The sequence below is a fragment of the Streptomyces umbrinus genome (assembly GCF_030817415.1).
Taxonomy (GTDB): domain Bacteria; phylum Actinomycetota; class Actinomycetes; order Streptomycetales; family Streptomycetaceae; genus Streptomyces; species Streptomyces umbrinus_A.
Map to the genome: position 1 here is coordinate 8294034 of NZ_JAUSZI010000002.1, position 13153 is coordinate 8307186.

Below are 13153 nucleotides of genomic sequence, written 5' to 3' on the forward strand. Positions count from 1 at the left end.
CAACGCGGTCCGGAAAGCGGATCGATCATCTGGTCATCAGCATCCGGCCACCATCATCGTAGTGTGAACTCTCTTGTGAATGGCGGATATTCCTCCCGAGTTCCAAAAGGGTGAGTCGTGGTGAAAAGAGGCCACGGCACGGGCAGTTGCGCGGAAGTCGTCCGCCCGCCGCGGCCCACCGCCGTCACCCGCGCCCTGAGCTGAGCTCAAGGGCTTCTCCACCGTCCCCGTCGACGCTGGGCGCGAAGAACGTATCCGTTCACGGATGCCGCAGCCGATACGGAGGAGAGGGCGATGACACGGACCGTCCTGACAGCCGGGACCCGCCACAGCGCGCTTCTCGGGATCGGCGGCTACCGGCCGCGCCGGGTGGTCGGCAACGCCGAGATCTGCCGGCTCATCGATTCCACCGAGGAGTGGATCGAGACCCGCAGCGGCATCGTCGAACGCCGCTTCGCGGACCAAGACGAGACCCTGCTGATGATGGCCTCCGCGGCGGCGGAGAAGGCCCTGGCACAGGCCGGAACCACGCCCGCCGAAGTCGATCTCGTGCTGGTGGCCAGCATGTCCAACCTGGTGCAGACCCCTCCGCTCGCCGTGCGCGTGGCACACGAGCTGGGCGCGGGCGCCGCCGCGGGCGTCGATCTGTCCGCCGCCTGCGCCGGCTTCTGCCATGCGCTGGCCATGGCCTCCGACGCGGTCCGCGCGGGCAGTGCCCGCCGGGTGCTGGTCGTCGGCGCCGAACGCATGACGGACATCGTGGAACCCACCGACCGTACGATCTCCTTCCTCTTCGCGGACGGCGCGGGCGCGGTCGTCGTGGGCGACTCCGACACACCGGGGATCGGCCCGGTCGTACGGCGCGCGTACGGCGCCCACAGCGACGCGCTGAGGATGACCGCCCCCTGGGCCACGGCCGAAGGGGCCGCCCCCGAACGGCCATGGATGCGCATGGACGGCCGCCGGGTCTTCCGCTGGGCCATGGACGAGGTGGCCCCCGCCCTGGCCCGGACGGTCCGAGAGGCCGGGCTGACGGCGGCCGAGCTCGGCGCCTTCGTTCCCCACCAGGCCAATCTCCGCATGATCGAGCTGATGACCGAGCGGCTCGGACTCACCGGCGCCACCGCCGTCTCCCGCGACGTGGTGCGCTCCGGGAACACGTCGGCGGCGTCCATACCGCTCGCCCTCGAGGCGCTGCTCGCCTCCCAGGAGGCGTCCACCGGGGACACCGCGCTCCTCGTGGGCTTCGGAGCCGGCCTCAACTTCGCCTCCCAGGTGGTGGTCCTGCCGTGAACCGCACCGATCGGCGGGCCGTCGCCGACGTCGAGCCCTCCCAGGTCCGTGAGGGGTTCCGGGCGGCCATGGCGCAGCTCGCCGGCGGAGTCGTCGTCGTCACCACCGAGGACGCCGACGGCCGTCCGTACGGATTCACCGCGACCTCGTTCTGTTCCGTCTCCATGGATCCGGCGCTGGTCCTGGTCTGCCTCGCCGAGACCTCCAGTTCCTACGAGGCCTTCATGGACTGCCGGGGTTTCGCGGTCAGTCTGCTGGGCCAGGAGCAGCGGGCCCTCGCCACTCGTTTCGCCACCACCGGAGCGGACAAGTTCCGTGCCGAGGACACCGTGACCACGCCCCGCCTGCTCCCGGCGGTGGAGGGCGCGCTCGCGGTCCTGGACTGCGCCGTACACGCCCGCCACCCCGCGGGCGATCACATCATCCTGGTGGGCGCCGTACGCCATGTCCTCCCCGGCCGGGGCGAACCGCTGGTCTACCACGACCGGGCATTCCAGCAGTTGCGCCGCCCCGAACACTCCCGCCTGCCGCGTCCCTGACCGGCGGGGGCCCGCTCAGGCCGGCCGCACCAGCCCCATGTCATAGGCGAAGATCACCGCCTGGACCCGGTCCCGGGCCCCGATCTTCGCGAGGATGTGGCTGACATGGGATTTGACGGTGGACTCGGCCAGGGAGAAGCGGTCGGCGATCTCGGCGTTGGACCAGCCCGTGGCGATGGCCGTCAACACCTCGCGTTCGCGGGTTGTGAGGGCGGTGAGCTGGCGGTCCTGGGCGGGGGTGGTGCCGGGGAGGTGGGCGGAGAAGGCGTCGATCAGTTTGCGGGTCAGGCCGGGGGCGATGACCGCGTCGCCGGAGGCCACCGCCCGGATGCCCGCCGTCAGTTCGTCGGGGAGGGCGTCCTTGAGGAGGAAGCCGCTGGCTCCGGCGCGCAGGGCCGCGTACGCGTATTCGTCCAGGTCGAAGGTTGTGAGGACCAGGACTCGTGAGCGGCCGCCCGACTCCACGATGCGGCGGGTGGCCTCGATGCCGTCCATGCCCGGCATGCGGACGTCCATCAGGACGACGTCGGGGCGCAGTTCGGCCGTCAGGCGGACCGCCTCGGCGCCGTGGGTGGCCTCGCCGACCACGGTCAGGTCGGGGTGCTGCTCCAGGAGCATGCTGAAGCCGAGGCGTTGCAGGGCCTGGTCGTCGACGATGAGGACAGTCGTCATGCGGGACGCTTCTCCGTGGGTGCGGTGTGTGGCGGGGGCGGTGTGGTGGTGGTCCGGAAGTGGGCGTCCACCGTCCAGCCGCCTTGGGAGTTCGGGCCCGCGGTGACGCTTCCCCCGTACAGCGCCGCCCGTTCGCGCATCCCCACCAGGCCGCGGCCCTCGTCCCGCGGGGCGGGGGAGTGCGGGGTGCTGGGTGGTCCGGCGTCCTCGACCTTCGCGTGTACGGACGTGTCTTCGGTCGTGAGGGTGACGTGGACCGTCGTATCGGAGGCCGCGTGTTTGAGGGTGTTGGTCAGGGACTCCTGGATTACGCGGTAGACGGCCAGTTGGAGGCCGGGGGCCAGGTCTGTGAGGGCGCCCTGGGTGTGCACGGTGACGGTGGGTCCTGCGCCGCGGACGCGTTCGAGGAGGGGGTCGAGGTCGGCGAGGCCCGGCTGCGGGGCGAGGGGGCTGCCGTCCTCGGTGTCGCGTTCCTCGCCGATGACGGCCAGCAGGCGGCGCAGTTCGGCCAGGGCGCCGCGGCCGCTGTCGGCGATGATGCGCAGGGTCTCCGCGCCCCGCTTCGGTTTCGTCTCGGTGAGTCCGGCGGCGCCGCCCGCGAGGCCGACGATCACGGCGAGGGTGTGGCCGAGGATGTCGTGCATCTCCCGGGCGACACGGGCGCGTTCGGCGGCGGCGGCGAGACGGGCCCGCTGGTCGCGCTCCACCTCCAGGCGGACGGCGCGTTCGTGCAGGGCTCTGATATACGCGTTCACGACCCGGCCGACCAGACCCGCCGCGGCGACCGCCATCACGAGGGCCGACTGCACGATCGCCAGCACCGGAGTCTGCAGGAACTGCTCGTTCGGCTGTTCGGCGCCGCGGACGACGACCGCCACGGTCGTCTGCGCGACGGCGATCGCCAGACAGACCGTCAGTTGGGCGGGTCTGACGCTGCGGCCCACGTTGAGCAGTGCCACGATCCGCGCGGCCTCCGCGCCCGTGTCGGCATCCAGGGCGAGGGCCACCGCGGAGACGGCGGAGGTGAGGGCGAAGACCAGCACGGGCCGCTGCTGCCGCCAGAGCAGTGGGACACAGAACGCGACGATCAGCGCCAGCACGGTCGGTACGGCGGCTCCGATGCCGTTCCCCGCGTCCCGCACGGCCGGGATGCCGAGGCCGGCGCAGAACAACGGCACCACCCAGCGCCTGACCCCCGGATGGGCCAGGTCCGCATGCCGCGTCCGGATGAGCCACTTCATGACCGCGACGTCCGAGGTCCGGTTCGACCCGTCCAGCAGGGTCTCGGGCGCGACGGAAGGAGCCCGTGTCCCGCGCCCGGGAGCGGTTGGTGCGGTCACGTCCTGACGGCCTCTCGTTGCGGGGGCCGCCCGCCGGTCCCCGGGGGGAGTGGGACCGGAGGGCGGGGCCAGGGGGGTAGGGCCGGGTGGGCGGTCGGTTCGCGCTGTACGCCCTGCTGGGATCGTACGGCCGACGGGCTCGGCCCTGGCCGGTGCGGACAGCCGAGTCGCGGCAGGTGGGGACAGCCGGGCCGCGGCCGGTGGCGACCGGCTCGGCTCTCGCCGACGTGGGTGGTTCGGCGGCGGTCCTTGCCGGTGCGGGCGGTTCAGCCCTTGCCGGTGCGGACCGGCTCGGAGATCTCCTCGCCCTCGGTCTCGCCCCCGGGCCTCTCGGCGTCCGCCTCCAGCAGGTGCCGCAGCTTCTCGCCCTCGACGTCCACGTTGGGCAGTATCCGGTCCAGTCGGCCGGGCAGCGCCCAGGCCCGGTGGCCGAGCAGGGCCATGACCGCCGGGACGATGGTCATCCGTACGACGAAGGCGTCGAAGAACACGGCGGCGGCGAGGCCCAGGCCGATCGACTTGATCAGCGCGGTGTCGCTGAAGAGGAACCCGGCGAACACGGAGATCATGATGACCGCGGCGGCCGTGACGACGCGGGCCCCGTGCCGGAAACCGGCGATCACCGCCTCCCGCGGCTCGGCCCCGTGGACGTACTCCTCCCGCATCCGGGTGACGAGGAAGACCTGGTAGTCCATCGCGAGGCCGAACACCACGCCGACCATGAAGATCGGCAGCACGCTCACGATCGGGCCGGTCTGGTCGACGCCGAAGACGTCCGCGAGCCAGCCCCACTGGAAGACGGCGACGACTACACCGAGCGTGGCGAGGACGCTGAGCAGGAAGCCCGCGGCGGCCTTGAGCGGGACGAGGATCGAGCGGAACACCAGCATCAGCAGGATCAGCGCGAGGCCGACGACCACGCACAGGTACGGGATCAGGGCGTCGTTCAGCTTGTCGGAGATGTCGATGTTGAGGGCGGTGGTGCCGGTGACCATCAGCTCGGCGCCGGTGTCGTCGTGCAGGGCGGCAGCCCGGTCGCGGATGTCGGACACGAGGCCGACCGTGTCCTCGCTGGTGGGGGAGCTGCCCGGGACGGCACGGATCAGGGCCACGTCACCGGTCGCGTTGAAGGTCGCGGGGGTGACGGAGGCGACGTCGGGCAGATCGCCGAGCAGGGTGACCGCGTCCCGGGCGGCGGCCTTGGGGTCGTGGCTGCCGCGGGCGTCGACGACCACGGTCAGCGGCCCGTTGTAGCCGGGACCGAAGCCGTCGGTGATGGTGTCGTAGGCGGTGCGCTGGGTGCTGCCGGGGGTGGCCGCCTCGTCGCCGGCCATACCGAGTTGCAGCGACAGGGCCGGGACGGCGAGCAGGAGCAGACCGGCCACCGAGACTGCGAGGACCTTCACGGGGTTGCGCAGGACGAACCGTGACCAGCGCACACCCATCGGCTCGCGCTCGCCCTGCTCGATCGCCCGCATACGGCGGGTCTTGAGCTTCCCGGCCGAGATCCGCGTACCGGCGAAACCGAGCATCGCGGGCAGCAGGGTGAGCGCGATGACCACGGCGACGACGACCGCGAACGCGGCGCCGAGACCGATGTCGGAGAGGACCTTGATGCCGATGACGCTGAGTCCGGCCCGTGCGGTCGTCTACCTGCCCGGCACGGACGCAGCCACCGACACCGCTTCCGGCTCGACCCCGGAACCGGCCCCACCCGTGCACGTCAACTTCCACGGCGGCGGCTACGTCCTCCCGCCGATCCAACTCGACGACCCCCTGTGCCGTTTCCTCGCCGCGGAAGCGGGCGTCGCGGTGGTCAACGTGGACTACGTCGTCGCACCCCAGCACCCGTTTCCCGCCCCGCCCCATCAGGCGTACGAGATCGTCCGATGGGTCGCCGGGCACGGTGCCGAGCACGGCTGGGACGGCGACCGGCTCACGGTGGGCGGCCAGAGCGCGGGCGGCGGCCTCGCGGCGGCGGTGGCCCGCCAAGCCCTGGAGGCCCGTCGAGCCCCGGAGGACCGGCACGACGGCGCCCCGTCCATCGCGCTCCAGGTCCTCCACTACCCGCCCCTGGACCTCGCGACCGACGCCCGCGACAAGCACGCCGCCATCGCCAAGCCGATGCTGCGCCCCTGGATGGCGGACGTCTTCGACTCCGCGTACGTGCCGGACCCGCGGCGGCGCACCGACCCCCTGGTCTCGCCCGCCCATCCGTCGGACACCGCGGATCTCACGGGCATCGCCCCGGCCTTCGTCGTCACCGCGGAGTACGACCTCCTGCGCGCGGAGGGTGTCCGGTACGCCGAGCGGCTGCGCGAGGCCGGTGCGCTGCTCGACCACTACGACGTCCCCGAAGTCGACCACGGCTACGACCAGAAGGACGCCGAAACGGCCAGGGGCGTGTACGCCCTGATCGCCGCGCACGTACGCCGGGCCACGACCCCCGGGCCCGGGAACACCCCGAGGGAGAACCAGCCATGAGCACCAGCACAGGCCTGTCGGGCAAGTCGGTCGTCGTCACCGGGGCCGGATCCGGCATCGGCCGCGCCGCCGCCCTGCGCTTCGCGGCGGAGGGCGCCCGTGTCGTCCTCGCCGACCTCGACGCCGACGGTGCCAAGGAGGCCGCCGAGGAGATCGTCGCGGCGGGCGGCACCGCGGTCACCGTGGTCGGGGACCTCGGCGAGCAGGGGATCGTCGACCAGGTCGTCGCCACCGCCGTGGACACCTTCGGCGGCATCGACGTACTGGTCAACAACGCCGGAATCATGGACCGGATGTCCGCCGCGGGGGAGACGGACGACGACGAGTGGGAGCGCGTCCTGCGGATCAATCTGACCGCGCCGTTCCTGCTCACCCGCGCCGCGCTGCCCCACCTCCTCGCGAACGGCAAGGGCGCGATCGTGTTCACCGCGTCCGAGGCGTCCCTGCGCGGCAGTGCCGCCGGCGCCGCGTACACCGTCTCGAAGCACGGCGTCGCGGGTCTGACCAAGTCGCTCGCCGTGATGTACCGGGACAAGGGCGTACGGACCAATGCCATCGCCCCGGGCGGCACGGTGACGGGCATCCAGGTCCAGTTGGACCAGGATGCCCTCGGTCCGTCCGTGATCATGGGCTACCGGGGCAATGTCGGCCGTGCCGCGGACGCCGACGAGCAGGCGGCGGCCATCGTCTTCCTCGCCTCGGACGCCGCCAGCAACATCAACGGCGTCATCCTGCCGGTCGACAACGGCTGGGCCGCCGTCTGAGGCTCAGCCGAGGGGGTCGTCCCGGTTCCGCAGGGTGGTGAGGACGGGCTCGTACATACGGGACTTGATGGTGCCGAGGGTCGGGCCGGCCTTGCCCACCTGGGCCCGGGCGAGTTCCACGGCGGTCGCGCGCACGGCGTCCTCGGCGACCGCGTGGTCGACGAGGGCGGCGGCGAGGGCGTCCCCGCCCCCGTACCGGCGGGCCGTGGTCATGGCCTCGTGCGCGGTCTGCGGGGTCAACCGGGACTGGATCAGCGCGGACATGCCCGGTGTGAAGGGGATGTTGATGTCGGCCTCGGGCAGACACCAGAAGCCGCGGTCGGCGCGCATCACACGGAAGTCGTGGGCCAGCGAGAACATCGCGCCGGCCGCGAAGGTGTGCCCCTGGAGGGCGGCCACCGTGATCACGGGCAGGGACAGCATCCGCGCGAACAGCTCCTGGACGCCGGCGACGTAGTCCTGTTGCTGGTCGGCGTGCGCGAACAGCCAGTCCAGGTCGAGGCCGCTGGAGTAGAACTTGCCGGTCGCGGCGGTCACCAGGGCGCGCGGCCCCTCCGCCTTCTCGACCTCGTCCAGGGCGGAGTTGACCGAGACGATCCAGTCGGGGTGGAAGCGGTTCTCGCCGTCCCCGAGGTCGAGTACGAAGACGTCGTCCTGGCGGTCGAGCATGGGCATGTTGACTCCCTCATGATGTTACCTGTCGGTAACTTACGCCCGTGAAGGTGAACGCGCAACGGTCCGCGAGGGGGAACGCGCGGCGGTCCGCACGTCACGCAGTGGCCGGTTTCGGTCTCCCGTTGTGGGAGCGCTTCCACGACAGTCATGACCATGCCATGCGACCGGCCCCGTCGCATGGTGCCGCTCCATCACGCCACCACTCCATCGCGTCCTCCCCACGAGCCGCGATCCGGAAGGGACGGACATGTCCGCCACTGGCAGCAGCAACACCGTGAGGAGACCGTCGCGTTCGGGGCTCGCAGTGCTCTTCGGAGCGCTCGTGTCCCTGCTCGCGACCCTGCTTCTCGGCGCACCCGGGGCCGCGGCCCGCACGGAGCCGACCACGTCCGGGGCGGCGGCCCACGCGGCCGCACCCGCCGCGGTACCGACTGCCGCACCCCCCGCGGCACCGACCGTCGCGCCCGCCGCCGCACTCACCGAGGTCACCGACTTCGGCACCAACCCCAGCAACCTGCAGATGTACCTGTACGTGCCGGACAGCGTCACCGTGAACCCCGCGGTCGTGGTGGCCGTCCACTACTGCACGGGATCCGGCCCGGCGATGTACTCCGGAACCGAGTACGCCTCGCTCGCCGACCGCTACGGGTTCATCGTCGTCTACCCGTCCGTCACCCGCGCCAGCAAGTGCTTCGACGTGTCCTCGCCGCAGGCGCTGAAGCGGGGCGGCGGCAGCGACCCCGTCGGCATCAAGTCGATGGTCGACTGGGTGACGCGTACGTACTCCGCGGACACCAGCCGGATCTTCGCCACCGGCATCTCCTCCGGCGCGATGATGACGAACGTCCTGCTGGGCGACTACCCCGACGTGTTCGCGGCCGGCGCCGCGTTCTCGGGTGTGCCGTTCGGCTGCTTCGCCACCACCGACGGCTCCGAGTGGAACAGCGCGTGCTCCGGCGGCACGGTGATCCACACCCCGCAGGAGTGGGGCAACCTCGTCCGCACCGCCTACCCGGGCTACACCGGTCCCCGGCCACGGATGCAGGTGTGGCACGGCACCGAGGACGACGTCCTGCGCTACCCCAACTTCGGGGAGGAGATAAAGCAGTGGACCAATGTGCTGGGTGTGAGTCAGGCTCCGGCCGCCACGGACTCGCCCCAGTCCGGCTGGACCCGCACCCGGTACGGCTCCACCGGTGACCGGGCTCCCGTCGAGGCCATCAGCCTCCAGGGCGTCGGCCACAACCTGTACGCGTACGGCATGGCGGCCCGGGTGCTCACGTTCTTCGGCCTGGACACCTCGGACCCCGGGCCCCAACCCCAGCCCGGCGCCTGCAGGGTGACCGTCACGACCAACGCGTGGAGTACGGGACTGACCGGCTCCGTGACGATCACCAACACCGGCACCGCCCGCATCGACGGCTGGAAACTGGCCTTCACCCTGCCGTCCGGGCAGGCCATCACCAACGGCTGGGGCGCCACGTACGCCCCGGCTGGCGGGGCGGTCACCGCCACCAATGCCACGTACAACGGCACGATCGCGCCGAACGCGAGCGTCGGCATCGGCTATCAGGCGAATCACGGCGGAAACAGCGGGCCTCCGACCACGTTCACCCTCAACGGGACGGCATGCACTACGAGTTGATGGATCGTCAGTAACTGTGCTCCGTCACATCCTGGCGGCCGGAGTGTGCCTTCGGCCGCCAGGAACCCCGTCCGTCGCTCCGGAGGAGTTCACCATGCCCGCGAAGCCGTCCACGCCCGGAAGAGCCCCGTTCGCCCACCTGATCGCTCGTCTGCTCACCCCCCTCGTCCTCATCCTCGCCCTCGTCGTGACCTCGTCCGCGCTGGTGGCCCTGGCCAAGGGGGGTCGGGGTGGGGAAGGGGACACCGGCCGTCCGACCGAGTCGTCCGCCGCCCGGCACTGGGTCAACACCTGGACCGCGATGCCGCAGCTCACCGAGCCGGGCAACATGCCGCCCCCGCCGTTCACCGAGGACCGTGCCGTTCTGGCCGACACGACACTGCGGCAGACCGTGCGTGTCTCGACCGGGGGTGAGCGTGTGCGGCTGCGGTTCTCCAACGCCTTCGGTAACACCGCGCTGCCGCTCACGGCGGTGACCGTGGCGCTCCCGCTCGACGGACGGGCCGGGGTCGCCGCGGTCGAGCCCGGCACCCTGCGGGGGGTGACCTTCGGCGGGCGCGGCTCCGCGACCGTGCCCGCCGGAGCCCAAGTCGTCTCGGACACACTGGACTTCGACCTCCGGCCGGGCTCGAACCTGACCGTGACGGCCTACCTGGCCGAGGGCCAGCCCTCCCTCGCGCTCACCTCGCACCCGGGATCGCGCACCACCTCGTACCTCCAGAAGGCCGACCGCACAAGGGACTTGGACCTGCCGGAGGCGACCCCGGTCAACCACTGGTATCTGCTCAGCGATGTCGAGGTGCTCTCCGGGCGCGGCACGGCGGCCGTCGCCGTCCTGGGCGACTCCCTGACCGACGGCCGGGGTTCCACCACCAACGGGAACAACCGCTGGCCCGACCAGTTCCTGGACCGGCTGCACGCCCGGGCCGTGACCTCGGACGTCGCGGTCCTCAACCAGGCCGCCGGCGGCAACCGCGTCCTCAACGACGGTCTCGGCCCCAACGTCCTCGCCCGCCTCGACCGCGACGTCCTGTCCCGCAGCGGCGTCTCCTGGCTGGTCGTCTTCGAGGGGGTCAACGACCTCGGCACCGCCGCGGCCACCCCGGCCGCCCAGCGGGGCGTCACCGCCGAACTGACCGCCGCGTACGAGCAGATCGTGGTCCGCGCACACGCGCAGGGCATCCGGGTGTACGGGGCCACGCTGACGCCGTTCGGCGGCAACACCATGTACGACGACCCCGACGGGCACCGTGAGTCGGCCCGGCAGGCGGTCAACTCCTGGATCCGTACGAGCGGGACGTTCGACGCGGTCATCGACTTCGACCGTGCCGTCCGTGACCCGCAGGACCCGCGCCGACTGCTCCCCACCCTGCACGACGGGGACTGGCTGCACCTCAACCCGGCGGGCTACCGGACACTGGCCGAGGCCGTCCCGCCGCGGCTCTTCCGGCGGGCGCCCGCGAGGCTCGATGTCGGTTGACGGGTTCGAGCGGAATGACTTACGGTCCTGGTTGAAGGTTCAAGTTAATGACGTGGCGAGTCGAAGACGCGTCAGGCCGGCCCGTACGGAGTGTGGCTCGAACCGGGCCGCCAACACACCCACATCTCCTCGGAGTTGAGACACATGACCGAGCGTGCCGACCAGATCATCGACGCTCTGCGCAGCGGACACGACTACCTCACCACCGTCGTGCACGGCCTCGCAGCCGGGGACCTCGACCGGCCTTCCGGGGCATCGGAGTGGACCGTCGCCCAGGTGCTCAGCCACCTCGGCAGCGGCGCGGAGATAGGTCTGGCCGTCCTGGAGGGTGCGGTGAGTGGCGCCGGGCCGAAGGACATGGACTTCAACAAGTCCGTGTGGGCCCGGTGGGACGCGATGTCCCCGGCCGAGCAGGCCGAGGGGTTCGTCGCCTCCGACGAGGCGCTGGTGCGCGCCTATGAGGACCTCGACGCGCAGACGCGGCAGGACCTGCGGATCGACCTCGGGTTCCTGCCCGCGCCCGTGGACGTGGCCACCGCCGCGAGCATGCGGCTCAGTGAGTTCGCCAACCACTCCTGGGACGTGGAGGTCGCCTTCGACCGGACCGTCGGCCTGGCACGGGCGGCGACCGAGCCGCTCCTCGACCAGGTCGGCATGCTCATAGGCTTCGTCGGCAAGGCCGACGCCCTCGATGGCCGGCACGTCCGCGTCGCCGTCCGCACCACGTCCCCCGAGCGCTCGTTCGGGCTGGACCTGGGCGACGCGGTCGCGCTCACCGACGAACCGGCCGAGCCCGACGCCGTACTCAGCACGCCCGCGGAGTGGTGGATCCGGCTCGTCACGGGCCGCCACGCGCCCGCGAACACACCCAAGGGCGTGACCCTCACCGGGGACGGCCTGACTCTGGACGACCTGCGCAAGGTGTTTCCCGGCTTCTAGCCGGTACGTACGCGAAGGAGGGTGAGGGGCTGTGGTGCGGGGGTGACCCCGCACCACAGCCCCTCATTGTTTGACTGCTGCGACTGCTGCGACTGCTGGGGCTACTGCGGCTTCTCGGTGCCGTGCCCCTCGGTCGCCGGGACATGTGGCTCCGGCAGCAGGTCGTGCAGTTGCGCGTACCGCTGGGCGCAGGCCGTCTGGGCGATGGCCTCGGAGACGGCGTCGGCGAGGAGGCGCGAGGACTCGCTCAGCAGGCGGCGGGCCTTGTCCGTGAGGGTCACCTCGATACCGCGCCGGTCGCCGCACGCCGAGTTCTTGCTGATCAGCCCCGCGTGCTGCAAGCAGGCGACCTGATAGGTCAGCCGCGTCTTCGGGCGCCCCAGCAACTCCGCGATCCGGGTCATCCGCAGGCTGGAGCCGGGCTGGTCGGCCAGCAGGCACAGCACCAGGAACTCGTCGTGCGAGATCCCCATGGCGTCCTTGACCCGTGAACGCAGCAACTGCTCGATCGCCCCGGCCGCGGCCAGCAGGCGCATCCAGGCGCGCAACTCGGCCGGCAGCAGCCCGGCGTCGCCCGCCGGCAGCCCGTCGCAGTCCGTCGGCAGCCCGTCTCCGCCCGTCGGCTTGCGTTCGGGCTGGTCGGCGGGGGAGGAGGGGTCGGCCATAGTCCCCAAGTCTACCCGTTGTTCAATTTTGGATAATCGGCTAGCGTGGGGTCATCCAAATTTGGATTACTGAGTCGACCGTTCGAAACCGTCAGGAGAAGTCCCATGACCGTCGCCGTAGAAACAGGGCTGTGGCAGCTCGACCCCGCCCGCACCACCGTCGCCATCAAGCACAAGACGATGTGGGGCATGGTCACCGTGAAGGGCACCTTCGGCGGCGTCACCGGCGAGGGCGAGGTCCAGCCCGACGGCACCGCCCGCGGCACGATCACTCTGGACGCCGCGTCTCTCGACACCAAGAACCGCAAGCGCGACGAGCACCTGCGCGGCGGCGACTTCTTCGACGCCGACCGGCACCCCTCCCTCGTCTTCGCCGTCCGCAACGCCACGGTCCGCCAGGACGACACCGTCGAGATATCCGGTCAGCTGACCGCCCGTGGCATCAGCCGCCCGCAGACCGTCACCGCCCGCGTCACCGGCGCGACCGCCTCCGAGGTCACACTCACCGCGGAATTCACCGTGGACCGGGAGCAGTTCGGCATGGGCTGGAACCAGATGGGCATGATCCGCGGCCTGACCACCGTCACGGCGACGCTCGCCTTCACGCGCACGTCCGCGTAGGAGGAACGGGGCTCGCGGGGCGGGCCGGTCACTTGA

Annotated in this window: 12 protein-coding genes and 1 pseudogene; 8 read left to right on the plus strand and 5 right to left on the minus strand. The window is 71.5% G+C overall.

What is annotated here, in order from left to right; genetic code table 11:
* The first annotated feature begins 294 nt into the window (after nt 1-294).
* Both QF035_RS36610 and QF035_RS36615 read left to right on the plus strand, forming a co-directional pair.
* The gene (locus QF035_RS36610; protein ID WP_307525109.1) at nt 295-1293 is read left to right on the plus strand and encodes a beta-ketoacyl-ACP synthase 3; all 999 of its coding nucleotides are present in this window, start codon (nt 295-297) and stop codon (nt 1291-1293) included.
* On the plus strand, nt 1290-1832 hold the full coding sequence (locus tag QF035_RS36615; protein WP_307525110.1) for a flavin reductase family protein: 543 nt from the start codon (nt 1290-1292) through the stop codon (nt 1830-1832). Before QF035_RS36610 ends, QF035_RS36615 begins: the two co-directional genes overlap by 4 nt.
* 15 nt (nt 1833-1847) lie before the next feature.
* On the opposite strand, the gene QF035_RS36620 is transcribed toward QF035_RS36615, so the two are convergent.
* The 3 genes and pseudogenes from QF035_RS36620 to QF035_RS36630 all read right to left on the minus strand — a co-directional run.
* On the minus strand, nt 1848-2504 hold the full coding sequence (locus QF035_RS36620) for a response regulator (protein ID WP_307525111.1): 657 nt from the start codon (nt 2502-2504) through the stop codon (nt 1848-1850).
* Nucleotides 2501-3844, minus strand: coding sequence for a sensor histidine kinase (locus QF035_RS36625; RefSeq protein WP_307525112.1), 1344 nt, complete (start codon nt 3842-3844; stop codon nt 2501-2503). The genes QF035_RS36620 and QF035_RS36625 overlap by 4 nt, the downstream gene beginning before the upstream one ends.
* 266 nt (nt 3845-4110) lie before the next feature.
* A pseudogene (locus QF035_RS36630) lies at nt 4111-5487 on the minus strand (MMPL family transporter); the annotation flags it as partial.
* On the opposite strand from QF035_RS36630, the gene QF035_RS36635 reads away from it, so the two are divergent.
* Nucleotides 5465-6328 carry an alpha/beta hydrolase fold domain-containing protein gene (locus QF035_RS36635; protein WP_307525114.1) on the plus strand — a complete coding sequence of 288 codons (864 nt, stop codon included), beginning with the start codon at nt 5465-5467 and terminating at the stop codon, nt 6326-6328. The pseudogene QF035_RS36630 and the gene QF035_RS36635 overlap by 23 nt on opposite strands.
* A complete protein-coding gene (locus tag QF035_RS36640) occupies nt 6325-7092 on the plus strand; it encodes an SDR family NAD(P)-dependent oxidoreductase (protein ID WP_307525116.1) in 768 nt (255 codons plus the stop codon). The genes QF035_RS36635 and QF035_RS36640 overlap by 4 nt, the downstream gene beginning before the upstream one ends.
* A 3-nt stretch (nt 7093-7095) precedes the next feature.
* Here QF035_RS36640 and QF035_RS36645 read toward each other — a convergent pair whose 3' ends face one another.
* Nucleotides 7096-7767: an enoyl-CoA hydratase-related protein gene (locus QF035_RS36645; protein ID WP_307525118.1), complete on the minus strand. Its 672-nt coding sequence runs from the start codon at nt 7765-7767 to the stop codon at nt 7096-7098.
* Nucleotides 7768-8014: 247 nt separating this feature from the next.
* Between QF035_RS36645 and QF035_RS36650 the strand changes: the two genes are divergently transcribed.
* The 3 genes from QF035_RS36650 (at nt 8015) to QF035_RS36660 (ending at nt 11831) form a co-directional block, all read left to right on the plus strand.
* Nucleotides 8015-9412: an extracellular catalytic domain type 1 short-chain-length polyhydroxyalkanoate depolymerase gene (locus tag QF035_RS36650; RefSeq protein ID WP_307525120.1), complete on the plus strand. Its 1398-nt coding sequence runs from the start codon at nt 8015-8017 to the stop codon at nt 9410-9412.
* A gap of 94 nt (nt 9413-9506) precedes the next feature.
* Entirely contained in the window at nt 9507-10892 is a 1386-nt protein-coding gene (locus QF035_RS36655) for an SGNH/GDSL hydrolase family protein (protein ID WP_307525122.1), read from the plus strand.
* Nucleotides 10893-11036: 144 nt separating this feature from the next.
* Complete coding sequence (locus QF035_RS36660; protein ID WP_307525124.1) at nt 11037-11831, plus strand: maleylpyruvate isomerase family mycothiol-dependent enzyme; 795 nt, start codon at nt 11037-11039, stop codon at nt 11829-11831.
* A 101-nt stretch (nt 11832-11932) separates the two neighbouring features.
* Here QF035_RS36660 and QF035_RS36665 read toward each other — a convergent pair whose 3' ends face one another.
* A complete protein-coding gene (locus tag QF035_RS36665) occupies nt 11933-12496 on the minus strand; it encodes a MarR family winged helix-turn-helix transcriptional regulator (RefSeq protein WP_307525126.1) in 564 nt (187 codons plus the stop codon).
* A gap of 105 nt (nt 12497-12601) precedes the next feature.
* On the opposite strand from QF035_RS36665, the gene QF035_RS36670 reads away from it, so the two are divergent.
* Nucleotides 12602-13117 carry a YceI family protein gene (locus QF035_RS36670; RefSeq protein WP_307525128.1) on the plus strand — a complete coding sequence of 172 codons (516 nt, stop codon included), beginning with the start codon at nt 12602-12604 and terminating at the stop codon, nt 13115-13117.
* Nucleotides 13118-13153: the final 36 nt, after the last annotated feature.

Excerpts from the sequence above, each read along its gene's own strand:
- QF035_RS36665 (WP_307525126.1), bottom strand. The coding sequence starts at position 12,496 with ATGGCCGACCCCTCCTCCCCCGCCGACCAGCCCGAACGCAAGCCGACG.
- QF035_RS36655 (WP_307525122.1), top strand. The coding sequence starts at position 9,507 with ATGCCCGCGAAGCCGTCCACGCCCGGAAGAGCCCCGTTCGCCCACCTG.
- QF035_RS36635 (WP_307525114.1), top strand. The coding sequence starts at position 5,465 with ATGACGCTGAGTCCGGCCCGTGCGGTCGTCTACCTGCCCGGCACGGAC.
- QF035_RS36670 (WP_307525128.1), top strand. The coding sequence starts at position 12,602 with ATGACCGTCGCCGTAGAAACAGGGCTGTGGCAGCTCGACCCCGCCCGC.
- QF035_RS36645 (WP_307525118.1), bottom strand. The coding sequence starts at position 7,767 with ATGCCCATGCTCGACCGCCAGGACGACGTCTTCGTACTCGACCTCGGG.
- QF035_RS36650 (WP_307525120.1), top strand. The coding sequence starts at position 8,015 with ATGTCCGCCACTGGCAGCAGCAACACCGTGAGGAGACCGTCGCGTTCG.
- QF035_RS36640 (WP_307525116.1), top strand. The coding sequence starts at position 6,325 with ATGAGCACCAGCACAGGCCTGTCGGGCAAGTCGGTCGTCGTCACCGGG.
- QF035_RS36620 (WP_307525111.1), bottom strand. The coding sequence starts at position 2,504 with ATGACGACTGTCCTCATCGTCGACGACCAGGCCCTGCAACGCCTCGGC.
- QF035_RS36610 (WP_307525109.1), top strand. The coding sequence starts at position 295 with ATGACACGGACCGTCCTGACAGCCGGGACCCGCCACAGCGCGCTTCTC.
- QF035_RS36660 (WP_307525124.1), top strand. The coding sequence starts at position 11,037 with ATGACCGAGCGTGCCGACCAGATCATCGACGCTCTGCGCAGCGGACAC.